The organism is Staphylococcus muscae, from assembly GCF_003019275.1.
GTDB lineage: Bacteria > Bacillota > Bacilli > Staphylococcales > Staphylococcaceae > Staphylococcus > Staphylococcus muscae.
This window is the reverse complement of sequence record NZ_CP027848.1, coordinates 1,651,194-1,674,251: the sequence shown is the minus strand read 5'-3', so window position 1 is coordinate 1,674,251 and position 23,058 is coordinate 1,651,194. Positions and strand designations below refer to the sequence as shown.

The following is a 23,058-nucleotide window of genomic DNA, read 5'->3' as shown; positions in this document are numbered from 1 at the left end:
ATGCATGGGCATGAATAGGATGAAACGCTCTCAGTATACACTTCTATTTAACAGTTAGTGATTATTCGTTAGTTTCGGCTGGTGATTCTTGAGCTGCAACAGGTTGTTGGGCGTTAATGTTATGGTCTGGTGCGTCTTCGTCTTCGATATCGCTCATGTCGATTTCTTGATCTTGTTCGTCCATCACTTTAACATCCAAGCCTAAACTTTGTAACTCTTTCATCAATACTCGGAATGATTCAGGAACACTTGGTCTTGCGATGTTCTCGCCTTTAACAATCGCTTCGTATGTTTTCACACGACCAACCGTGTCATCTGATTTGTAAGTTAAGATTTCTTGTAATGTGTATGCTGCACCGTATGCTTCAAGTGCCCATACCTCCATCTCACCAAATCTTTGACCACCGAATTGTGCTTTACCACCAAGCGGTTGTTGTGTAACAAGTGAGTAAGGTCCTGTTGAACGTGCGTGAAGTTTATCGTCAACCATGTGCGCAAGTTTCAACATGTACATCACACCAACAGAGATACGGTTATCGAATGGTTCACCCGTACGGCCATCGTAAAGGACTGTTTTACCATCACGTGCCATACCTGCTTCTTCGATTGTTGACCATACGTCATCATCGTTTGCACCGTCAAATACTGGTGATGCAACATGAATACCTAAGTTCTTAGCAGCCATACCTAAGTGTAACTCTAATACTTGTCCGATATTCATACGTGATGGTACACCAAGTGGGTTTAACATGATGTCAATTGGTGTTCCGTCTGGTAAGTACGGCATGTCTTCTTCAGGTACAATTTTAGAGATGACACCTTTGTTACCGTGACGACCACACATCTTATCCCCAACGTGAATTTTACGTTTTTGAACGATGTAAACACGTACTAATTGGTTGACACCTGGAGAAAGTGAATCATCGCCTTCTTCACGGTTAAACACTTTAACATCTAACACGATACCGCCAGCACCGTGTGGTACACGTAATGACGTATCACGTACTTCACGTGCCTTTTCACCAAAGATAGCGTGTAATAAACGTTCTTCAGCTGTTAATTCAGTCATACCTTTAGGCGTTACTTTACCAACAAGGATGTCACCATCTTTGACTTCTGCACCAACATAAACGATACCGCGATCGTCTAAGTTTTTAAGCGCACTTTCAGATACATTTGGAATATCACGTGTGATTTCTTCAGGTCCAAGCTTCGTATCACGAGCTTCTGACTCGTATTCTTCAATGTGAATTGAAGTATATACATCATCTTTTACAAGACGTTCGCTCATAATAACGGCATCCTCATAGTTATAACCGTCCCAAGTCATAAATCCAACAACAACGTTACGTCCTAGTGCCATTTCACCAAGTTCCATAGAAGGACCGTCAGCTAAAATTTCACCTTTTGATACGATGTCGCCAGCTTTAATAATTGGACGTTGGTTGTAACAAGTACCTGAGTTTGAACGTTTGAACTTCGCCAATGGATAACGATCAAGTTCACCTTCATACTCTTGGCCATTTTCTTCAATCAAACGTCTCACTAAGATTTCTTTTGATTGAACGTGTTCAACACGACCACGGTGTTTTGCAATAACTGCTGCACCAGAGTCACGTGCTGCTACGTGTTCCATACCTGTACCAACGAATGGTGATTCAGGATTCAACAATGGCACCGCTTGACGTTGCATGTTCGCACCCATTAAGGCACGGTTAGAGTCATCGTTTTCTAAGAATGGAATACATGCTGTCGCAGCAGAAACAACTTGCTTCGGCGATACGTCCATGTAGTCCATTTTCTCTTTTGCCATTGTTGTGTTGTTACCACGGAAACGACATACAATCTCATCATCAATAAAGCGACCATTTTCATCTAAACGTGAGTTCGCTTGTGCAACCACATAACTATCTTCTTCATCAGCAGTTAAATAGTCGATTTGATCAGTGATTGTGTTCGTCTCGATATCAACTTTACGATATGGTGTTTCAATGAAACCAAATTCATTAACACGTGCATAACTAGATAGTGAGTTGATCAAACCAATGTTCAGTCCCTCTGGTGTCTCAATCGGACACATACGACCATAGTGAGAGTAGTGAACGTCACGCACTTCCATTTGTGCACGTTCACGTGTCAAACCACCAGGCCCTAATGCTGAAAGACGACGCTTATGCGTTAACTCAGCAAGTGGGTTCGCTTGGTCCATGAATTGTGATAATTGAGAACTACCGAAGAATTCTTTGATTGATGCAATCACTGGACGGATATTAATCAATTGTTGCGGCGTGATTGATTCAGTGTCTTGAATTGACATTCTCTCACGTACAACACGTTCCATACGAGATAAACCGATACGGAATTGGTTCTGTAACAATTCACCAACAGAACGTAAACGGCGGTTACCGAGATGATCGATATCATCTGTATAGCCAATACCATGTAATAAGTTGAAGAAGTATGACATTGACGCAACGATATCAGCTGGTGTAATACATTTCACTTCAGAATCAGGGAATGCATTACCGATTACTGTTGTCGTACGGCCTTCTTCATCATTTGGTACATATACTTTGATTGATTGAATTTCAACTGGTTCGTCTACGATGCTATCCGGCAATTCGTACACTTGTGCGTTCGCATTTGATTCAAGCACATCCATAATCTCGTCTAACTTACGACGATCAAGTACTGTGCCTTCTTCAGCGACGATTTCACCCGTTTCAGTATTCACGATTGGTTCCGCTAATTTTTGATTGAATAAGCGGTGTTTTAAATGCAATTTTTTGTTTGCTTTGTAACGACCCACACTTGCTAAGTCATAGCGTTTTGGATCGAAGAAACGTGAATATAATAAGCTCTTCGCATTTTCAAGTGTTGGTGGTTCACCTGGACGTAGACGCTCATAAATTTCTAATAAAGCTTGATCTGTATTTTCAGTGCTGTCTTTTTCTAACGTGTTACGTAAGTATTCATTGTCACCAATCAAGTCAATAATCTCTTGGTCTGTTGAATAACCTAAAGCACGTAGTAATACTGTTAATGGGAGTTTTCTCGTTCTATCGATACGCACATAAACAATATCTTTAGCGTCTGTTTCATACTCCAACCATGCACCACGGTTTGGAATTACTGTCGCATCATAGTTCACACGACCATTTTTATCTAACTTTTCATTGAAGTATACTGATGGTGAACGCACTAATTGTGAAACGATAACACGTTCTGCACCATTGATCACGAAAGTACCTGTTTCAGTCATTAATGGGAAGTCACCCATAAATACTTCTTGATCTTTTACTTCGCCTGTTTCCTTAATGATTAAACGAACTTTCACACGTAATGGTGCTGCATACGTCGCATCACGGTTTTTAGACTCTTCTAAATCATACTTAGGTTCGCCTAGTCTGTAATCAACGAACTCTAAAGATAAATTACCTGTAAAGTCCTCGATTGGTGAGATATCTCTGAACATCTCTAAAAGGCCCTCTTCCAAGAACCAGTCATATGATTTTGTTTGAATCTCAATTAAGTTTGGTAACTCTAATACTTCTGAGATTCTTGCGTAGTTTCTACGTTTACGATGTCTTCCATATTGGACAAATTGACCTGCCAAACAGATTCACCCCTCAAATATTGTGTCGTACTTTACAGCTGTATTACATATCAAGACAAAAAGAAAACGGTAGCACATAACTGATGACACCATTTTCTGTTCTAAATCCCGCTATTCTTCAATGTTACAATGAAACTTTACCCGTAAAAGTACACACTTGTTGAACATAAATTTTTCATCTTATTACTTTACCATACATATATTTCAAAATCAAGATTTAACGCTTTTTAATATATGATAGCCTTTACTATTTTTAATTGATTCTGCATTCCCAAAAACGGACATCATCTTTTTCTTAGCTGAAGGCATCCCTTGCTTCTTTTGAATGACAACATACAATGCACCATCATCTTTCAACTTGTCATGTGCATCTTCTAAAATTTGATGTACCACTTGCTTCCCTGCTCGAATCGGTGGATTAGTTAAAATGTAATGCTGTGAATTATCTGCAACTTCGGCTAATCCATTACTCTCTTGAATTGACACATTATCAATCTGATTGCGCTTCGCATTTTTACGCGCTAACTCTAACGCTCTATGATTAACATCAAGCATTGTCAGTTGATCGTGCGGTGCTACTTTGGCTAACAACAATCCAATCGGTCCATACCCGCAGCCTACATCAGCAATCAACTTCGCTTGACCTGGAGGATGCTCACTTAAAAATGTTTGAATGAGCAAATCCGAACCATAATCGACTTGATCACGCGAAAAGACCCCTGCATCTGTTGTTAAAATTAAACGTTGCTTATAGCATTCATAAACAATATCTCTTTCGTCAGATTGTGCGTCAGGATGTGCGTCATAATAATGACTCATAGACATTCACACCTTATCTTTGTATAAAATAAATTATGTTATTTACATATTCAAAAACCCGCTATTTTCATGAAATAGCGGGTTTTCACTTATCAATGAATTATTTTAATTCTACTGAAGCGCCAACTTCTTCTAATTGTTCTTTAAGTTTTTCAGCTTCTTCTTTAGGCATAGCTTCTTTGATGATGCTTGGTGCACCGTCAACTAATTCTTTAGCGTCTTTTAAGCCTAAACCAGTTGCTTCTTTAACTGCTTTAACAACTTTGATTTTTGATGATCCAGCTGAAGTTAATTCAACATCAAATTCAGTTTTTTCAGCTGCTGCGTCTCCGCCTGCTGCGCCTGCTGCTGCAACTGGTGCTGCTGCAGTTACACCAAATTCTTCTTCGATTGCTTTAACTAAGTCATTTAATTCTAAAACTGACATTTCTTTAATTGCTTCAATGATTTGCTCTTGATTAGCCATGTTAATATTCCTCCATTTTTTAAAAAATTAGTTTAATGTATTGATTACTCTGCGTTTTCTTCTTTGTTTTCACCAACAGCTTTAACTGCATAAGCGAAGTTGCGGATTGGCGCTTGTAATACAGAAAGAAGCATTGATACAAGACCGTCGTGTGATGGTAAAGAACCAACTGTCTTAACTTCTTCAGCAGTGATTACGCTACCTTCCATAACACCTGTCTTAATTTCTAAAGCTTCGTGTTCTTTAGCGAATCCAGCGATAACTTTTGCCGGTGCAACGACATCTTCAGTTGTGAAAGCAACTGCAGTTGGTCCAGTGAAATGTTCATCTAAACCTTCGATACCAGCTTGTTCAGCTGCACGACGTAACAATGTGTTTTTGTAAACTTTGTATTGTACGCCAGCTTCACGTAATTGTTTACGTAATTCTGTCACTTCAGCTACTGTTAAACCACGGTAGTCAACAACTACTGTAGAAACAGAAGATTTAAGTTGCTCTGCGATGATGTCAACTTGTTGTTTTTTCGCTTCAATGATTCCAGACATTTAGACACCTCCATAGATAATTTTTATGCTTTTAAATATCCAAGATGTCTCTCGAATAAAAAAAGCACTTTTTACCCTGGGCAAAAAGTGCTTGAAAGTTTTCACGTTCAAGTCAATTTAGCCTCGGTAGGATGAAGTATTAAGCATATCTATGCTCCTACTGTCTTAGGTAAAATATTCAACAAAGTTAAATATAACTGTTTTCCATTCAATAGTCAACACTTATTTCTAACTTTATTTAAAACAAAGCGTAAAATAATGGGTCTTAATCTTTTGTGGTGGGATGGCATGAAATGCTATCCCGCCTTTTTTATGTTTTAAATCATTTGGATACAAAAAAAGCGCTCACGCCTCTATAATTTTAAGTGACTAAACAAAAAAATAAAGAGGAGACATGATGCGCCTATGTGTAATGATATATTAAAACTACTAAAAATAAAAGATGAAAATATTCAAGTTCTTAAGGTGGAAGAAGATGTAGAAGTGCGTGGTCGGCTTTCTACGGTTGTTTATGGAACACTTTCTTATACACCCAAAGCTTGTATGAAGTGTGGTTGTGTCAATGATGGGCAAATCCATAAGCATGGTAAACGCGTTTCGCGTTTAACACTATTAAAATCTCAAGAATCCAATGTTTATCTTAATTTAGCGAAAGAACGCTTTAAGTGTCTACATTGTTTAAAGACTTTTACGGCTCAAACAAACATTGTTGATAGTAACTGCTTTATTACCAACCGTGTGAAATTAGCGATTCAGGATAAACTCACACGTGTACAGTGTGAGATAGATATCGCTCATGATTGTAGTGTTTCACCGAGTACAGTTAAAAGATGTATTCATCAACTCTCACAATCATTAATAGTCAAACCTTCATCTGGATTGCCAAAACATATCTCCATAGATGAGTTTAAAAGCGTTAAGAACGTGACAACAGCGATGAGTTTTTTGTTTATAGATAATGAAACGAATCAGATTATTGATATCTTAGAAGATAGACGTATTCATAAACTCAAAGAGTACTTCTATCGCTTTGATCGACGTGAACGATTAGCTGTTAAAACTGTAACTGCTGATATGTATGAACCATACATCAACTTCATTCATGAAGTATTTCCAAATGCGATTTTGATCTTTGATCGCTTTCACATTGTTCAGCACCTTAATCGTGAATTAAATAAGCAACGTATTTCTGTAATGAATGCTTATCGCTATCGATCATCAACAGATTACACGAAAATGAAAAAGCACTGGAAACTCTTTCTTTCTGACAGGCAGGATATTAATAGTTATGAATACTTTTGGTCGAAGTCTTTCAAAACGTACACAACATCAAGAGATGTTTTAACATATCTACTAAGTCTTGATCAGCAGCTCTATGACACTTATATGTTAGTTCATCAACTTCGTGAAGCATTGAAACAATGTGACTGGTTACGTTTCAAAGAAACTTTAATGGGTGTCGAAAAGAAGCATGTATCACGTGGTGTTTGGCGTATCATTCGATTCTATAAGAAATACGAGTATGTCCTTTACTCAACAATCAAGTACCCGAAGTTTAACAATGGAGCGATTGAAGGTATCAATAATAAAATTAAGCTTATTAAACGTGTATCATATGGCTATCGCAACTTTAATAACTTTAAAGCGAGAATACTCATCATTTTTAAGCTGTATCAACGTTCTAAAAAGCAAGAGCTATTAAGCTGTGTTGCATAAAGATTACCTCGTAACTTAACATGTCACAAACGCTCATATAACTGTATGGTGTAAAATCATTTCTAATACGAGACGCCTAAGGCAACAAGCCGAACTGAAAATCCATTTTGGCTTCACTTATTCAATAAAGCCAAAATTAGTTGAAGTGAGGCGCCTTGGCAAGTGAGTATTAAAGAAATGATAGTACTCAAAAAGCGTACAATTAATGAATAACTGTACGCTTAAATGAATGTAGTGATTACTACGTGTTATGATTAAGTTAAATATAAAATTAGTTACTTTTAATTATCTGCCCACCACAAAAGATGGACATCCAAAATAATCGATTGATCATTTTACGCTTATGTCAATAAACTTATAGTTTGAAAGTTGCAGTATCCACTTTGACACCAGGGCCCATAGTAGTTGTAACTGAAACTGATTTGAAGTAAGTACCTTTAGCTGATGCTGGTTTTGCTTTTGTTAAAACATCTAATAATGTTTTGAAGTTATCTACAAGTTTGTCAGTATCGAATGATACTTTACCGATAGATGCATGTACGATACCTGCTTTTTCAGCACGGTATTCCACTTTACCAGCTTTGATTTCTTCAACAGCTTTTGTAACATCCATTGTTACTGTACCAGTTTTAGGGTTTGGCATTAAACCTTTAGGTCCTAATACACGACCTAATTTACCAACTTCACCCATCATGTCAGGTGTTGCAACAACTACGTCAAAATCAAACCAACCTTGTTGGATTTTGTTTACATATTCAGCGTCGCCAACGTAGTCAGCGCCTGCTGCTTCTGCTTCTGCAATTTTGTCGCCTTTAGCGAATACTAATACACGTTGTGATTTACCAGTACCGTGTGGTAATACTACCGCGCCACGGATTTGTTGGTCGTTTTTACGCGTATCAATTCCTAAACGGAATGCTACTTCAACTGAAGCATCGAAGTTAGCAACAGATGTTTCTTGAGCTAATTTAATCGCTTCTTCAATAGCGTAGTATGCTTGGCGATCAATTTTGCTAACTGCTTCTTGATACTTTTTACCTTTTTTAGCCATTATTATTGTCCTCCTTTAGTGGTGTTATCGGAATGTCCTCCCACGTTTACTTGCCGTAATAGCAAGTTGAGCGCAGATAACCCGAGCGTCGTTACGCTTTAGCAATGTCATCTGTATAACAAGGGGGTCTATCTGCGTTCACTACAAAATTTATCATTTGTTCGTTTAAATTACGTGTTGACGTTAATGCAATTACTCAACAACAATACCCATACTACGTGCAGTACCTTCAACGATACGCATAGCCGCTTCTTCGTCAGCAGCGTTTAAGTCTGGCATTTTTGTGTTAGCAATTTCACGTACTTGGTCTTTTGTTACAGTAGCAACTTTTGTTTTGTTAGGCTCACCAGAACCTTTTTCAACGCCTGCTGCTTTTTTAAGTAAAACTGCTGCAGGTGGTGTTTTAGTAATGAATGTAAATGAACGGTCTTCATATACATAAATTTCTACTGGAATGATTAAACCTACTTGTTCTTGCGTACGTGCGTTAAATTCCTTTGTGAAAGCCATAATGTTCACACCGGCTTGACCTAATGCAGGACCAACTGGTGGTGCTGGGTTTGCTTTACCTGCTGGAATTTGTAACTTAACTACTTTTTCAACTTTTTTAGCCACGATGTGCACCTCCTTGATATCGTGATGTGGTCACAGGGCTCATTTTTGCCCTCCCACTCTTAACATTTCGTGACGAAATGTAGCGCTATAAATGCGCGACTTCGTCATTATATCACTTAGATGTTTAGATTACAACACAAAACTTTATGATCTTCTTACACTGCATTAAAGTTTTTCAATTTGATCAAATTCAACTTCAACAGGTGTTTCACGACCAAACATGTCTACTAACACTGTCAATTTGAATTTGTCTGCTTCGATACTTTCAACTTCGCCCACTTGGTTAGCAAATGGCCCAGAAGTGACACGTACTTGTTCGCCCAATTCAACTTCAACGTCGATTGTTTTTTCTTTCATGCCCATTTGTTTTAAGATGAAGCGTGCTTCTTCAGGTAGCAATGGATTTGGTTTGGATCCTGCACCTGCTGAACCAACGAATCCTGTAACACCAGGTGTATTACGTACAACATACCAAGACTCATCTGTCATAATCAGTTCAACTAAGACATATCCCGGGAATGTTTTCTTCATTGATTTCTTCGCTTTACCATCTTTCACTTGTGTTTCCTCTTCTTCAGGAATCACAACGCGGAAAATTTGTTCAGTCATATTCATAGACTCAACACGTTTTTCCAAATTCTGTTTTACTTTATTCTCATATCCTGAATAGGTATGAACTGCATACCAATGTTTCGCACCGAAATCTTCAGACATGCTGACATCTCCTCACTCACTATTTTATCATTTCAATAACTTGACCAATTCCAATATCTAAACCGTAGAAAAATAGCAAGAAGAACACTACTGTACATACTACGATTGTCGTATATTTCACAAGTTCAGGACCCGTTGGCCAACTTGTCTTTTCCATTTCTGACTTAACACCTTGGAAGAAGCTCTCTTTTTTAGCCATAATCGTCTTTACCTCCAATTATTTGGATTCTTTATGAAGTGTATGTGTTTGACACGCCGCACAAAATTTCTTCAATTCCAATCGATCGGTTTGATTCGTCGACTTTGGAAGATGATAGTTACGACTGCCACATTTTTCACAATTCAGTGGTACTTTTTTCACTTTAACTCACCTTAATCCTATAATACTCATTAACTATACATAAGGTCATGTTCAATTGTCAATCTACATTCATATGCAATGCTGCTTTCAACTTTTTGCGCACACGGTAGATTGTATTATAGACCTTCTTCGGGGGTATATCCATTGTTTTTGCGATTTCTGCGGGTTTCCATTCTTGATATAAATACTGACAGACACGGTATTCAATCGGTGTTAATGTTGCTAATGCTTCTTTAAATACTGCGAACAGCATTTCATTACGAATGACAATATCTAATGGATCTTCTTGTTTATAATCATCATAAGTCGTCTCATATTTAACAGATTGTGCATACTTATCAAATATGCGTTGTCGATTCATCTTTTTCCGTCGATAGTCCAACTTACGCCGACGAATCGTTCGATTGATATAATGTTCAAACGGCGTAGCGTGTGGCTCTTCAGCGGCTCGCATTTTTTGATATAAACGAATTACAGTCTCTTGGATCAAGTCATCACGATCATACTCATGAATACTATAATCAGCAAAAGACTGCATCGCACGTTGTTTGATATCGTTCAATTGGGCTTCCATAAGGAGCACTTCATTTGTTGAGAAGGTTTGATTTTCAAGGTCGTTTCGTTGTTCAATTCGCTGCATTGAATCGCCTCGCTTTATTCTGGGGTACTCAATAGCGTATGAATTCCCTTCTCAAAAATCAAATCGAGACTTGCCAATTATTGCTGCTTACCACGTCTAATTTTTTCAAATTCTGTCAAAACTTCTTCTGATAAATGCATTCTTGTACGTGGTTTTCGTGCTTCAAATGACGATATCGTCTTGGAAACAGCTGTCTTGTTTTCTTTCAAATGACGCCACATTTCTCTAGATGAGATGCGATAGGCTCCCGTTCCAAAAATAGCATGCTGTTCACTCATATCACTCGTCACAACTGTGATATGTGTTAAGTGTTTATGATAGATATTATAAACATAGCGTTCAATAAAGCTATCTGCTGTTTCTCCTTCTTTGGTGAAAATAACTCTCACACCATGATAGACCGTTTCTGATTGCGGAGAACCTTGTTCATATGCATCAAACACACAGATGATATGTCCCTTCACAAGTGCATTGTAGTTTGCAATCTCAATCAGTAGTTGCTCACGTGCTTCTTCAAGGTTTTCTTTCGCAAGGTGCATGAGCTCAGGCGATTGTCCAATCATATTATATCCATCAATAATCACATAATAATCTTTCATGGATTACTTGTCACCGCCAATAGGTTGACGCTTTCTCAACACCTCGTACATCATCAAACTTGCAGCAACCGATGCATTCAAACTGTTGACATGACCAACCATAGGGATTTTAATATAAAAATCACATTTTTCTTTCACACGTCGACTCATGCCTTGCCCTTCACTACCAATCACAATCGCAAGTGGCATATCTGCCTGCATTTGACGATAATCTGTCGCATGATTTGCTTCTGTGCCAGCTACCCAATACCCTTGATCTTTCAATACATCAATCGTTTGAGATAAGTTCGTAACACGCATGACAGGGACATGTTGAATGGCACCTGTGGAAGCTTTTGCCACTGTCTGCGTAAGTGCAACAGAGCGACGTTTTGGGATGATGATGCCGTCTACACCTGTCGCATCCGCTGTTCTTAGAATAGAACCTAAGTTATGCGGATCTTCTAATCCATCGAGTATGAGCACTGTTGATAAGCCATCCTTCTGCTTCTGCTGTTCTAAAAAATGTTCTAAAGTCTCATATTCGTATGGCGCAATATATGCTGCAACACCTTGATGAGGTGCTGTTGAGATTTGATCTAATTTTGATTTTGGAACGGTTTGAACGACTAATTTTAAATCTTTCGCTTGTTTTAAAATATCATCAATTTGTTGCTTCTTCATACCTTCTTGAATTAATACTTTATTCACCACATGTCCACTCGTAATCGCTTCACGAACCGCATGGCGTCCAACTATTACTTCTGAATCCATTATCTAACACCTCTTTTCTACTTGTCTTACAATCTCATTCAATAACGAGATGATACGTGCTTCTTGTTGTGTTAAATGCAAATAACCAATCACTGCTTCCAGACCTGAACTTTTACGATACGTTTGGATATCTGTATTTTTAGCTTTCGTGTGACTTTTAGCGTTGCGACCTCGCTTCACGATAGCCAATTCTTCCTCCGTAAACCAATTGTCTGCTAACAACGCTTCTAAAGTTTGCGCTTGGCTCTTAGCAGAAACGAACCGTTTGGCTTCTTGATGCAAACGGTTCGGTTTACTTTGATACTTTAAAATAATGTGCCCACGAACAAACTGATCCAAAACGGCATCTCCCATATACGCAAGTGTGAGTGGGCTTAATTGTTTAAAATCAATCGTGTTATACACGTTTAAATCTCACACCTTGTGGCGTATCTTCCAACAAGATATTCTGTGCTTTGAGCTGGTCGCGAATCTCATCTGCACGAGCGAAGTCTTTATTTTTACGTGCTTCATTTCTTTCTTCAATCAATGCTTCCACTTCTGCATCAAGTAGCTCTTCAGATTGTGCTGCTTGAAGTGGCACACCTAATACATCACTAAAGATTTGGAATACTTCTTTAAAGCGTGTAATTACTACTGTTGCTGTATTGTCTTCAAGCAAATATTTATTCGCTAGTTTGGCTAAATCATACCAAGCTGTAATCGCATTGGCTGTATTAAAGTCATCATCCATCACTTTTTCAAACTGCGCTAAAATCGCTTCAATTTGATCGATATATTCTTGTGCGACTACTAAATCCGTAGCAACTGCTTCACGTGCGAGCAATGCTTCATAGCTGTTGCGTATACGTGTTAAGCCACTTTTAGCCGCTTCAACTAATTCCAAATTATAGTTGATTGGGCTGCGATAATGAACACTAATCATGAAGAAACGCAGCACATCTGGATCCACTTCTTTGATAATGTCATGAACTAAAATAAAGTTTCCAAGTGACTTACTCATTTTTTCATTATCAATATTGATGAACCCATTATGCATCCAATAGTTCGCAAATGGCGCATGGTTATGACATTCAGATTGTGCGATTTCATTTTCATGGTGTGGGAATTGTAAATCACTGCCACCTGCATGAATATCAATTGTCGGTCCAAGCTTCTCAAATGCCATTACAGAGCATTCAATATGCCACCCCGGACGCCCTTCACCAAATGGACTCTCCCAGCTAATCTCACCGGGTTTTGCACTTTTCCACAATGTGAAGTCTAACGCATCTTCTTTGTTCTCGCCTTGTTCAATACGTGCACCAACTTTTAAGTCATCCAATGATTGATGACTCAACTTACCGTACTCATCAAACTTACGTGTTCGGAAGTAAACATCACCACCACTTTCATATGCATAACCTTCATCGACAAGTTTTTTAATAAACGCAATAATCTCATCCATATGATCCATAACACGTGGATTGGCAGTTGCTGGTTTGACATTCAAAGCACCTGTATCTTCATGGAATGCTTTAATATAACGTTCAGCAATTTCTGGCACTGTTTCATTTAACTCTTGTGCACGCTTGATTAATTTATCATCAACATCCGTAAAATTCGATACATAGTTCACTTCAAAACCTTTGTATTCCAAATAACGTCTGACAACATCGTAATTGATCGCTGGGCGTGCATTACCGATATGGATATAGTTGTAAACAGTCGGTCCACATACATACATCTTCACTTTGCCAGGTTCAATGGGTTTAAACGGCTCTTTTTGGCGCGTTAATGTATTATATAATGTAATCATCTTTAATCTCCCCGTTTTTCGTTTGTTCCAGTTGTTTTTCAAGTTGCTTAATTTGTTCATAGATTGGGTCTGGTAAGTTCAAGTGGTCAAAGTTTTTACCGATACGCTTACCATCTTGCTTCACAATACGGCCTGGAATACCAACAACTGTTGTATAGCTTGGCACATCTCTTAACACAACAGAATTCGCTCCGATGTTCACGTTCGAATGCACTTTGATGTTACCCAATACTTTAGAACCCGCTGCGATCAGTACGTTGTCACCGATGTCTGGGTGACGTTTCCCTTTTTCTTTACCTGTCCCACCTAAAGTAACTCCTTGATAAATGGTCACGTTATCTCCAATGGTACAAGTTTCTCCAATAACCACTCCCATACCATGGTCGATAAATAAACGGCGTCCAATTTTGGCTCCAGGGTGTATTTCAATACCTGTAAAAAATCGTGAAACTTGTGAAATCACACGTGCTAATATGTAGCGCTTTTTTTGATAAAGTTTGTGTGCAACTAAATGACTCCATACTGCGTGCAAACCAGCATATGTGGTAATGACTTCAAACGATGAACGTGCAGCCGGGTCTTGTTCAAATACCATCTTCACGTCATCCATCATACGTCTTAACATATCTTTCCCTCTCTTCTCACGGTTTTTATATTTCTCCGTAAAAATAGCACCTCTAACATCAAACTGTCAGAGGTGCTATCGCACGGTTCCACTCTCATTAACGTACACCCGCAATATTTGCTTCATACGTTCACTCATTGGCTATATAAAACTGTTATCCTAAAGGTGCATTCGACTATACATGTGATGTACTCGCAGCAACCGTACACTCTCTGAAACACTTGTTATAGCTTACTAATCCTTTATTCCAAATTCACCTTAATAGTAGTCGATTTAACTGTCGATATCAAGTTAAACACTATATTAATTTTTGAATACGTGTCAATACTTTGTCTTTACCTAATACTTCGATCGTATTCGGTAACTCTGGTCCATGCATTTGACCTGTCACAGCAACTCTAATTGGCATGAAGAGATTTTTTCCTTTAATACCTGTTTCTTTTTGTACTGCTTTAATTTCTTTCTTGACGTTTTCAGCTGTAAATGATTCAAGTGCTTCTAACTTCGCACTCAATACACGCATCAATTCAGGAACCTGTTCACCATTCAACACTTCTTGTGCGGCTTCATCAAGCTCTTTTTCATCACGGAAGAACAATTCAGAGAGCGGTACGATTTCACCTGCGTAGCTCATTTGTTCTTGATATAAAGCAACCAACTTGCGACCCCAGTCAAGGTCCGCTTCAGATGGAGACTCTGGTAACAGACCCGCCTTAATCATATGTGGCAATGTCATTCCAAAGACCGTCTCTGCATCTTTTTCTTTCATGTACTGGTTGTTAATCCATTCAAGCTTTTGTTTATCAAAAAATGCAGGTGATTTTGAAAGGCGTTTTTCAGTAAAGATATCGATAAATTCTTGTTTAGAGAAGATTTCTTCTTCGCCTTCTGGAGACCAACCTAACAATGCGATAAAGTTAAAAATCGCTTCAGGAAGGTAACCTAAATCACGATATTGCTCGATAAATTGTAAAATTTGACCGTCACGTTTACTCAACTTTTTACGTTGTTCATTCACAATCAATGTCATATGACCGAAACGTGGTGGTTCCCAACCGAATGTTTCATAAATCATTAATTGTTTTGGTGTATTTGAAATATGGTCATCGCCACGAATCACATCTGTAATTTCCATGTAGTGGTCATCCACTGCTACGGCAAAGTTATATGTTGGTACACCATCTTTTTTCACGATAACCCAGTCACCGAAGTTATCTGATTCAAAAGATACTTCGCCTTTAACCATATCATCAAACTTGTACGTACGATCTTGTGGTACACGGAAACGGATAGATGGCTTGCGTCCTTCCGCTTCAAATTGTGCACGCTCTTCTTCTGTTAAGTGTGCATGTTTACCACCGTATCTTGGCATTTCACCACGTTCGATTTGCTCTTGGCGTTCTGCTTCTAATTCTTCCTCAGTCATGTAGCATTTGTATGCTTTATCTTCAGCTAATAACTGGTCGATTAACGGTTGATAAATATGTCCACGCTCTGATTGGCGGTAAGGTCCATAGCCTTTGTCTTTATCCACCGACTCGTCCCAATCAAGGCCTAGCCATTGTAAGTTGTTAAATTGTGATGATTCACCATCTTCTAAGTTACGCTTTGAATCCGTATCTTCAATACGAATGACAAAATCACCACCGTGATGTTTAGCGAATAAATAGTTAAATAATGCTGTACGTGCGTTCCCAATATGCAAATACCCTGTTGGACTTGGTGCATATCTTACTCTTACTCGTTCACTCATTGTATTCACTCCTGTTTTAATCTTCAATTTTTATATTATAACATGGGGACACTACATAAATCTCATGTTTTAATAAAGATTTCGTTGTAGTGCCCAAGAGAGGTTGTGAGAGAAGCGTTTTGAGTTTGAGTAGTACCCACGCAATTCTCAAAATAGCTTTTTATTTTGTTGAATTGCGACGTTCTACTGAGAATTCTGCTTCTCGAACACTGACATCATTTGATTTTGAGTCAACTACTAACGTCTTTTACCCCTGTTTTTGTACAACTGAAACAATGGCTTGTGCTGCAATACCTTCTTGGCGTCCTGTAAAACCGAGCTTTTCACTCGTTGTTGCTTTGACATTAACCCATTCAATCCCAATCTCAAATAAGTCTGCAATCACTTGACGCATCGTATCGATATGCGGTCGGAATTTTGGACGTTCCGCAATAATCGTCGCATCAACATTATTGATAACATATCCTAATGCCTTCACTTCTTTATATGCTTCTTTTAACAATACCTTTGAATCTGCATCTTTAAATGCCATATCTGTATCTGGAAATAACTTACCAATATCACCTAGTGCACATGCACCTAACATCGCATCTGTAATCGCATGTAATAATACATCTGCGTCACTATGTCCTTTTAATCCATGTGTATGTGGGACCTCTATACCTCCGATGATTAACGGACGTTCCGCATCAAAGGCATGGACATCATAACCTAAACCGACTCTAAACATGATTTGTTTCGCTCCTTTTTGCAATAATTGCTTCTGCATTCGTTAAGTCTTCTTCCGTCGTTACTTTAATATTATCGTAGTTACCTTCTACCATAAACACTGAACGACCTGCATACTCAAGCAATGACGCATCATCTGTACCAACAATATGATTCGCTAACGCCTGATCATAAGCATCTTTGAGTACACGATATGTTGCGCCTTGTGGTGTTTGCACTTGCCACAAATATTGACGATCTAGTGTTTCAGTTACAAAGTGATCATGGACAACTTTAATCGTATCTTTCGCTTTGACACCAATGACTGCTGCACCGTGCACATCAATTGCATCTGCTAAGTCATGAATGGCCGACTGTGTAATAAATGGCCGTGCACCATCATGAACTAAAACGACATCATTATCTGGTATATTCAATTGTGCAAGAACTTTATAAATGCTTTCTTGACGTTCTCGACCACCTTCAATCAGCTGTTTCACTTTATCGAAACGTACAAGAAGAGACGCCAATTTCTCACAATCATCCGGATGAATTGCCAAATAAATGCCTTGGCAAGCTGGATCTTGTTGAAAGACATCAATAGTATGTTCAATAATTGTTTGCTGAGAAAGTTCAATTAATAATTTATTATACGTACGTCCCATGCGCGTCCCTTTTCCAGCAGCTGGGATAATCACGTGATAACCTGTCATTCACTTAGCCACCTTTTCTTCACATTTCAATCAAACTATGAGATCTTATATCTATGATTTTAGCGCATATTTCAATGCTTCATGCACTGATGTCACACCAATAACTTCTATACCTTCTGGGAATGTCCATCCTCCGATATTTGTCTGTGGAATAATGACACGCTTAAAACCTAACTTTGCAGCTTCTTGCACACGCTGCTCAATACGTGACACACGTCGCACTTCCCCTGTAAGGCCCACTTCACCTACAAAACAATCCAAGCCATCGACCGCACGATCTTTAAAACTTGTTGCTGTGGCGATAATAATCCCTAAGTCGACGGCAGGCTCTGTCAACTTCACACCGCCAGCAACTTTAATATACGCATCTTGTTGTTGCAACAAGTATCCTTCTTTCTTCTCGAGTACCGCCATTAGCAAACTTAAACGATTGTGATCAATACCTGTCGCCATCCGACGTGGGTTATTAAAAGTCGTCGGTGTCACAAGCGCTTGTACTTCGATAAGCAATGGACGTGTCCCTTCCATCGTAGCAACAATTGTCGAACCTGGAACGTTGGACGAGCGCTCTTCTAAAAACATCTCTGATGGATTGACGACACTGTGTAATCCAGACTGCTTCATTTCAAAAATGCCCATTTCATTCGTAGAGCCGAAACGGTTTTTCACCGCACGTAAAATACGATACGCATGATGCTCATCTCCTTCAAAATAAAGAACTGTATCTACCATATGCTCTAATAAACGTGGACCTGCAATCTGACCTTCTTTCGTCACATGCCCAACAATAAACGTCGCAATATTCATCTGTTTCGCAATATGCATCAAACTTTGCGTACTTTCTCGCACTTGCGACACAGATCCTGGTGCCGACGTAATGTCAGGATGGAAAATTGTCTGAATCGAGTCAACGACAATCAACTCTGGTTCTATCTTTTTCACTGCTTCATGAATGATTTCCAAATTCGTCTCTGCAAAGACGTTCAAAGCACTTGCATCTTCTTCTAGACGATCGGCACGCAGCTTCGTTTGATTCAAAGATTCTTCCCCTGTAATATACAAAATCTTACGTTCTTTAGATAACTCTGCACACATTTGCAGTAATAACGTGGACTTCCCAATACCCGGATCTCCACCAATCAATACGAGTGAACCTTGTACAATACCGCCACCTAACACACGATTCAGTTCCCGACTTTTCGTCAAAATACGTGGCGCTTGCTCTTGTTTGACATCATTCAGTTTTTGCACTTTGGCTGTCGATTCTGAGCGCACACCATGTTTCGCACTCGTTGGCTTCTGCTCAATCGTCTCTTCCATACTGTTCCATGCACCGCAGTTAGGACATTTCCCCATCCATTTCGGCGTTTGATAGCCACACGCCGTGCACTCAAAAGTCACTTTCTTTTTTGCCATGTCGTTAACACCTCCATCTCATGTATCTTCTCATCTATTTTATACTGGTGACTGTCACTTGACAACGACGATAAAGTCATTCGTCTAACAAAAAAAGATTGAGCACGGAACCTTTAAAACTAAAGATCCCGTCATCCCAATCTTTACAAATTATTATGCAGTTGGTTCAGTAGAAGGACGTTCTGTCACATCATATTGGAATGTCTTCCCATCATAGTCAACTGTGACTAATTTACCATTTAATTCTTTACCTTCAAGAATCAACTCACTTAAATTGTCTTCTACTGTTTTTTGAATTGCACGAACGAGTGGACGTGCACCATATTCAGGGTCGTAACCTTCTGACGCGATTTTCTCTTTCGCTGCTTCTGTTACGCTCACGTGAATATTTTGTTCAGATAATCGTTTTGTTAATTGATTCACCATTTTTGTAACAATTTCTTTCAATTCGTCTTTATCTAATTTGTGGAAGACGATGATATCATCAACACGGTTTAAAAATTCTGGGCGGAAAGCATTTTTAAGACTCTTCATCATCGTGTTACGAATTGTTTCATAATCACTGCCTTCTGATTTGCCACCAAAACCAGCAAAACGTTGATCTTGTAATTCTTGTGCACCAACGTTAGAAGTCATAATGATCACTGTATTTCTAAAGTCAACACGACGGCCTTTTGTATCTGTTAAATGACCATCATCTAGCACTTGTAATAATACGTTGAAAATATCTGGATGCGCTTTTTCAATTTCATCGAATAAAATAACTGAGTAAGGTTTACGACGTACTTTTTCTGTCAATTGACCACCGTCGTCATGACCCACATATCCCGGAGGCGCTCCGACCAAACGGCTCACTGCATGTTTCTCCATGTATTCACTCATGTCAACACGGATCATCGCATCTTCTTCTCCAAACATCGATTCTGCAAGTGCTCGTGCAAGTTCTGTTTTACCAACACCTGTTGGTCCTAAGAAGATAAAACTACCGATTGGACGTTTTGGATCTTTAAGACCCGCTCGTGCACGACGAACAGCTTTAGAAATTGATGTCACTGCATCTTTTTGTCCGATAACACGTTCATGTAATGTTTCTTCAAGGTTCAACAAACGATCAGATTCCGTTTCGTTCAATCTTGTCAACGGAATACCTGTCCAGCCCGCAATCACTTCAGAGATGTCATCTGCTGTTAATTTCGTATGTTGATCGTCTTGATTATTTTTCCATTCATTTTTTGCTGCTTCATATTGTGATTCTAACTTTGTTTGTTTATCACGTAAATTGGCTGCATTTTCAAATTCTTGCGCATGAACTGCCGCATCTTTTTCATTTTTCACTTGTTCAATTTGTTGTTCAAGTTCTTTCAAATTCGTTGGTGTCGTGTGATGTCTCAAGCGTACTTTTGAACTTGCTTCATCAATTAAGTCAATCGCTTTGTCAGGCAAGAAGCGATCTTGAACGTAACGGTCACTTAACTTCGCTGCAGCTTCAACCGCTTCGTCAGAAATATTAATGCGGTGGTGTGCTTCATAACGATCTCTTAATCCTTTCAAGATTGAAATGGTATCTTCCACACTTGGTTCATCCACTTGGACTGGTTGGAAGCGACGTTCAAGCGCTGCATCTTTTTCAATATGTTTACGGTACTCATCTAGCGTTGTTGCACCGATACATTGAATCTCACCACGTGCCAATGCTGGTTTTAAAATGTTTGATGCATCGATTGCACCTTCTGCACCACCGGCACCGATTAATGTGTGCAACTCATCGATAAAGAGAATAACATTACCCGCTTGATGAATTTCTTCCATCACTTTTTTCAAGCGCTCTTCAAATTCACCACGATATTTTGTACCTGCAACAACTGTTCCCATATCTAATGACATTACACGTTTGTTTTTCAATGTTTCCGGCACTTCGTTCTTCACAATTGCTTGTGCTAAACCTTCTGCAATCGCTGTTTTACCAACACCCGGTTCACCGATAAGCACTGGGTTATTCTTCGTACGACGGCTTAACACTTCAATGACACGTGTAATCTCTTTACTGCGACCAATAACTGGATCAAGCGTGCCATCTTTTGCGATAACCGTTAAGTCACGTGCTAAGCTATCTAATGTTGGTGTATTGTCTGATTTTGAAACTTGTCCATTATTTGATGCCATTTCTGGACTACCAAGTGCTTTGACAACTTGTGCACGTGCTTTCGTAATGTTTAAGTCTAAGTTCGCAAAGACACGTGCTGCAACACCTTCATTTTCACGAATTAAACCTAATAAAATATGTTCTGTTCCAACAAAGTTATGTTGCAATTTACGTGCTTCATCCATTGATAATTCAATGACCTTTTTCGCACGTGGTGTATAGTGCAATGTACCGATATGCTCTTGTCCGTGTCCAATCAATTTTTCAACTTCATTAACAACCTTTTCTTCGGTAATATCAAAGCTTTCTAATACCTTTGCAGCAATACCTTCTGGTTCTTTCATCAAACCTAGTAATAAGTGCTCTGTTCCAATATTTGAATGGTTGAAACGAATTGCTTCTTCTTGTGCATGTGCTAATACACGTTGTGCACGTTCTGTTAATCTACCAAATAACATAAATGACCCTCCAATTTATAAATACTGTCTTAATATATATGCACGTTTTGCTTCAATGGATTGTGTTGTTTCTTCATCTATTAAAAATGGTGATTGTATCGCGATCATCATGGCGTTAAAATCAAACGCTGGCATGTCGAGCACACCTAAGTCAATACCGAGCTTAATATCACTTAATCGATAGGAAGCTTCGTCTACTGAGATGCGACGGCTATATTTTAAAATACCAAGCGATCGATAGATACGATCTAACGTCTCATTCTCTTTATGTGACAATAAACGTTGACGCACCTCTAACTCTTCATGAATAATCTGTGTCACAAGCTCAGTTAATGCTTCGATAATCTCGTGTTCCGACTTGCCAAGCGTCAGCTGATTCGACACTTGGTACACATGACCGTACACTTGTGATCCTTCACCGTATATACCACGAATCGTAAATCCAAATCGGTTGATCGATTGTGCAATACGGTTCATGCGCTTCATAATCGACAACCCAGGCAGATGCAACATTACACTTGCCCGCATCCCCGTTCCGATATTCGTCGGACACGTCGTCAAATAACCGAGTGTCTCATCGTAACTAATATCAACTTCGGCATCCAGTTGATCATCAATTTCCGAAGCACGTTGATACAAGGCATCCAGAGACAAGTCTTGTCCCATTACCTGAATGCGCACGTGATCTTCTTCGTTGACCATCACACTGACCGTCTCATCATCGTTTAGCAACACTGCAGCAGCAGGTTGCTTCGTCAGATCTGGACTGATCAAATGCTTCGCTACAAGCTTGTATGCACTTTGTTGGTCCATATCCGACAATCGCTGTACCTTCAAATCCGTCAGCGCGTCTTGAACTTCGTTAACAACACGATGTCCTTCATCTTCGTTTGGAAACATCAATGGATGCACATAATTTTCAAGGTTGCGTGCCAAACGAATGCGTGAAGACATCACAACAGGTTGTGTCGCCGCTTGTTGTTGACCATTCGTCAACGGCGCATCATGTTCATTCGTCATTGCGTCTCGACACCTCGCTTTGTTGCGTCTCTTCTAACGCTTGAATTTCATCTCGAACAACTGCTGCTTCTTCAAACGCTTGTTGTGCAACGAGTGTTTCTAAGTAAGCACGTTTTTCTTCGATTTGGCGTTTCAAAGCACGCTTCGTATGTGAAGACTTCGGATACTTGCCAGAATGCTCCAAATGACCACCTTGCACACGACGTACAATGTCAGCTACGTCATCACGAAACGTATCATAACAATCGTGACAGCCAAACTTACCAACATGTGCAATGTCTTTTAACGTCATCTCGCAAGTCGGACAGCGTTTCTCTTCACGAAACATCATTTGATCGACATTGATGCCGTGTTTCGCTGCGAGATGTTGTAGAATCTGTTGAATGACGAACGTGCCTTCAACATCATCACCTTCGTGCCATTGTGCATCTGAATGTCCTTGTGAATATTCATGAGACAGATGGATGCCTGTTTGTTTATCTACGTTCAATTTTTTCAGTTGTTGCTCTTCTTCATGACGGTACATGAC

At 39.2% G+C, this 23,058-nt stretch carries 23 protein-coding genes and 1 other annotated feature; of the genes, 1 reads left to right on the top strand and 22 read right to left on the bottom strand.

What is annotated here, in order from left to right; translation table 11 throughout:
• Positions 1-61: 61 nt before the first annotated feature.
• From rpoB to rplJ, 4 genes are all read right to left on the bottom strand, one after another.
• Complete coding sequence (gene rpoB / locus C7J88_RS08210; protein WP_095115229.1) at positions 62-3,616, bottom strand: DNA-directed RNA polymerase subunit beta; 3,555 nt, start codon at positions 3,614-3,616, stop codon at positions 62-64.
• A 210-nt stretch (positions 3,617-3,826) separates the two neighbouring features.
• Complete coding sequence (locus C7J88_RS08205) at positions 3,827-4,435, bottom strand: class I SAM-dependent methyltransferase (RefSeq protein ID WP_095115227.1); 609 nt, start codon at positions 4,433-4,435, stop codon at positions 3,827-3,829.
• Between the two features lie 100 nt (positions 4,436-4,535).
• A complete protein-coding gene (gene rplL / locus C7J88_RS08200) occupies positions 4,536-4,901 on the bottom strand; it encodes a 50S ribosomal protein L7/L12 (protein ID WP_095115225.1) in 366 nt (121 codons plus the stop codon).
• A 44-nt stretch (positions 4,902-4,945) separates the two neighbouring features.
• Entirely contained in the window at positions 4,946-5,446 is a 501-nt protein-coding gene (gene rplJ, locus C7J88_RS08195) for a 50S ribosomal protein L10 (protein WP_095115223.1), read from the bottom strand.
• Between the two features lie 49 nt (positions 5,447-5,495).
• Positions 5,496-5,634 (bottom strand) — a sequence feature (ribosomal protein L10 leader region).
• 217 nt (positions 5,635-5,851) lie between these two features.
• On the opposite strand from rplJ, the gene C7J88_RS08190 reads away from it, so the two are divergent.
• Positions 5,852-7,162 carry an ISL3 family transposase gene (locus C7J88_RS08190; RefSeq protein ID WP_059108181.1) on the top strand — a complete coding sequence of 437 codons (1,311 nt, stop codon included), beginning with the start codon at positions 5,852-5,854 and terminating at the stop codon, positions 7,160-7,162.
• A 355-nt stretch (positions 7,163-7,517) separates the two neighbouring features.
• On the opposite strand, the gene rplA is transcribed toward C7J88_RS08190, so the two are convergent.
• From rplA to C7J88_RS08100, 18 genes are all read right to left on the bottom strand, one after another.
• A complete protein-coding gene (rplA, locus tag C7J88_RS08185) occupies positions 7,518-8,213 on the bottom strand; it encodes a 50S ribosomal protein L1 (RefSeq protein ID WP_095115221.1) in 696 nt (231 codons plus the stop codon).
• A 192-nt stretch (positions 8,214-8,405) separates the two neighbouring features.
• On the bottom strand, positions 8,406-8,828 hold the full coding sequence (gene rplK / locus C7J88_RS08180; RefSeq protein WP_044359250.1) for a 50S ribosomal protein L11: 423 nt from the start codon (positions 8,826-8,828) through the stop codon (positions 8,406-8,408).
• 165 nt (positions 8,829-8,993) lie between these two features.
• Entirely contained in the window at positions 8,994-9,542 is a 549-nt protein-coding gene (nusG, locus tag C7J88_RS08175) for a transcription termination/antitermination protein NusG (protein WP_095115219.1), read from the bottom strand.
• Between the two features lie 19 nt (positions 9,543-9,561).
• A complete protein-coding gene (secE, locus tag C7J88_RS08170; protein WP_095115217.1) occupies positions 9,562-9,741 on the bottom strand; it encodes a preprotein translocase subunit SecE in 180 nt (59 codons plus the stop codon).
• Positions 9,742-9,759: 18 nt separating this feature from the next.
• Complete coding sequence (gene rpmG / locus C7J88_RS08165) at positions 9,760-9,903, bottom strand: 50S ribosomal protein L33 (protein ID WP_095115215.1); 144 nt, start codon at positions 9,901-9,903, stop codon at positions 9,760-9,762.
• Positions 9,904-9,961: 58 nt separating this feature from the next.
• Positions 9,962-10,543 carry an RNA polymerase sigma factor gene (locus C7J88_RS08160; protein WP_095115213.1) on the bottom strand — a complete coding sequence of 194 codons (582 nt, stop codon included), beginning with the start codon at positions 10,541-10,543 and terminating at the stop codon, positions 9,962-9,964.
• A 77-nt stretch (positions 10,544-10,620) separates the two neighbouring features.
• Positions 10,621-11,142, bottom strand: coding sequence for an NYN domain-containing protein (locus C7J88_RS08155; protein ID WP_095115211.1), 522 nt, complete (start codon positions 11,140-11,142; stop codon positions 10,621-10,623).
• Positions 11,143-11,145: 3 nt separating this feature from the next.
• Positions 11,146-11,895 carry a 23S rRNA (guanosine(2251)-2'-O)-methyltransferase RlmB gene (gene rlmB / locus C7J88_RS08150; RefSeq protein WP_095115209.1) on the bottom strand — a complete coding sequence of 250 codons (750 nt, stop codon included), beginning with the start codon at positions 11,893-11,895 and terminating at the stop codon, positions 11,146-11,148.
• Positions 11,896-11,898: 3 nt separating this feature from the next.
• Positions 11,899-12,249 carry a Mini-ribonuclease 3 gene (locus C7J88_RS08145; RefSeq protein WP_095118097.1) on the bottom strand — a complete coding sequence of 117 codons (351 nt, stop codon included), beginning with the start codon at positions 12,247-12,249 and terminating at the stop codon, positions 11,899-11,901.
• A gap of 43 nt (positions 12,250-12,292) precedes the next feature.
• Positions 12,293-13,693 (bottom strand): cysteine--tRNA ligase, encoded by a 1,401-nt coding sequence (cysS, locus tag C7J88_RS08140; protein ID WP_095115207.1) that lies wholly within the window; start codon positions 13,691-13,693, stop codon positions 12,293-12,295.
• Positions 13,677-14,318 (bottom strand): serine O-acetyltransferase, encoded by a 642-nt coding sequence (gene cysE, locus C7J88_RS08135; protein ID WP_095115205.1) that lies wholly within the window; start codon positions 14,316-14,318, stop codon positions 13,677-13,679. Before cysE ends, cysS begins: the two co-directional genes overlap by 17 nt.
• Before the next feature lie 298 nt (positions 14,319-14,616).
• Entirely contained in the window at positions 14,617-16,071 is a 1,455-nt protein-coding gene (gene gltX / locus C7J88_RS08130) for a glutamate--tRNA ligase (protein ID WP_095115203.1), read from the bottom strand.
• 247 nt (positions 16,072-16,318) lie between these two features.
• Positions 16,319-16,801, bottom strand: a complete 483-nt coding sequence (gene ispF, locus C7J88_RS08125; protein ID WP_095115200.1) for a 2-C-methyl-D-erythritol 2,4-cyclodiphosphate synthase — start codon at positions 16,799-16,801, stop codon at positions 16,319-16,321.
• Positions 16,794-17,492 (bottom strand): 2-C-methyl-D-erythritol 4-phosphate cytidylyltransferase, encoded by a 699-nt coding sequence (gene ispD, locus C7J88_RS08120; protein WP_095115198.1) that lies wholly within the window; start codon positions 17,490-17,492, stop codon positions 16,794-16,796. The genes ispF and ispD overlap by 8 nt, the downstream gene beginning before the upstream one ends.
• A gap of 51 nt (positions 17,493-17,543) precedes the next feature.
• Positions 17,544-18,908: a DNA repair protein RadA gene (gene radA / locus C7J88_RS08115; RefSeq protein WP_095115196.1), complete on the bottom strand. Its 1,365-nt coding sequence runs from the start codon at positions 18,906-18,908 to the stop codon at positions 17,544-17,546.
• A gap of 153 nt (positions 18,909-19,061) precedes the next feature.
• On the bottom strand, positions 19,062-21,509 hold the full coding sequence (locus C7J88_RS08110; RefSeq protein ID WP_095115194.1) for an ATP-dependent Clp protease ATP-binding subunit: 2,448 nt from the start codon (positions 21,507-21,509) through the stop codon (positions 19,062-19,064).
• 15 nt (positions 21,510-21,524) lie between these two features.
• Positions 21,525-22,529: a protein arginine kinase gene (locus C7J88_RS08105; protein WP_095115192.1), complete on the bottom strand. Its 1,005-nt coding sequence runs from the start codon at positions 22,527-22,529 to the stop codon at positions 21,525-21,527.
• Entirely contained in the window at positions 22,519-23,055 is a 537-nt protein-coding gene (locus C7J88_RS08100) for a UvrB/UvrC motif-containing protein (protein WP_095115190.1), read from the bottom strand. Before C7J88_RS08100 ends, C7J88_RS08105 begins: the two co-directional genes overlap by 11 nt.
• Between the last annotated feature and the right edge of the window lie 3 nt (positions 23,056-23,058).

Bases quoted from the DNA above. Each gene is read 5' to 3' on its own strand.
- C7J88_RS08205 (WP_095115227.1), bottom strand. From the start codon at position 4,435: ATGAGTCATTATTATGACGCACATCCTGACGCACAATCTGACGAAAGA.
- rplL (WP_095115225.1), bottom strand. From the start codon at position 4,901: ATGGCTAATCAAGAGCAAATCATTGAAGCAATTAAAGAAATGTCAGTT.
- rplJ (WP_095115223.1), bottom strand. From the start codon at position 5,446: ATGTCTGGAATCATTGAAGCGAAAAAACAACAAGTTGACATCATCGCA.
- C7J88_RS08190 (WP_059108181.1), top strand. From the start codon at position 5,852: ATGTGTAATGATATATTAAAACTACTAAAAATAAAAGATGAAAATATT.
- rplA (WP_095115221.1), bottom strand. From the start codon at position 8,213: ATGGCTAAAAAAGGTAAAAAGTATCAAGAAGCAGTTAGCAAAATTGAT.
- nusG (WP_095115219.1), bottom strand. From the start codon at position 9,542: ATGTCTGAAGATTTCGGTGCGAAACATTGGTATGCAGTTCATACCTAT.
- secE (WP_095115217.1), bottom strand. From the start codon at position 9,741: ATGGCTAAAAAAGAGAGCTTCTTCCAAGGTGTTAAGTCAGAAATGGAA.
- C7J88_RS08160 (WP_095115213.1), bottom strand. From the start codon at position 10,543: ATGCAGCGAATTGAACAACGAAACGACCTTGAAAATCAAACCTTCTCA.
- C7J88_RS08155 (WP_095115211.1), bottom strand. From the start codon at position 11,142: ATGAAAGATTATTATGTGATTATTGATGGATATAATATGATTGGACAA.
- rlmB (WP_095115209.1), bottom strand. From the start codon at position 11,895: ATGGATTCAGAAGTAATAGTTGGACGCCATGCGGTTCGTGAAGCGATT.
- C7J88_RS08145 (WP_095118097.1), bottom strand. From the start codon at position 12,249: ATGGGAGATGCCGTTTTGGATCAGTTTGTTCGTGGGCACATTATTTTA.
- cysS (WP_095115207.1), bottom strand. From the start codon at position 13,693: ATGATTACATTATATAATACATTAACGCGCCAAAAAGAGCCGTTTAAA.
- cysE (WP_095115205.1), bottom strand. From the start codon at position 14,318: ATGTTAAGACGTATGATGGATGACGTGAAGATGGTATTTGAACAAGAC.
- gltX (WP_095115203.1), bottom strand. From the start codon at position 16,071: ATGAGTGAACGAGTAAGAGTAAGATATGCACCAAGTCCAACAGGGTAT.
- ispF (WP_095115200.1), bottom strand. From the start codon at position 16,801: ATGTTTAGAGTCGGTTTAGGTTATGATGTCCATGCCTTTGATGCGGAA.
- ispD (WP_095115198.1), bottom strand. From the start codon at position 17,492: ATGACAGGTTATCACGTGATTATCCCAGCTGCTGGAAAAGGGACGCGC.
- radA (WP_095115196.1), bottom strand. From the start codon at position 18,908: ATGGCAAAAAAGAAAGTGACTTTTGAGTGCACGGCGTGTGGCTATCAA.
- C7J88_RS08110 (WP_095115194.1), bottom strand. From the start codon at position 21,509: ATGTTATTTGGTAGATTAACAGAACGTGCACAACGTGTATTAGCACAT.
- C7J88_RS08105 (WP_095115192.1), bottom strand. From the start codon at position 22,529: ATGACGAATGAACATGATGCGCCGTTGACGAATGGTCAACAACAAGCG.
- C7J88_RS08100 (WP_095115190.1), bottom strand. From the start codon at position 23,055: ATGTACCGTCATGAAGAAGAGCAACAACTGAAAAAATTGAACGTAGAT.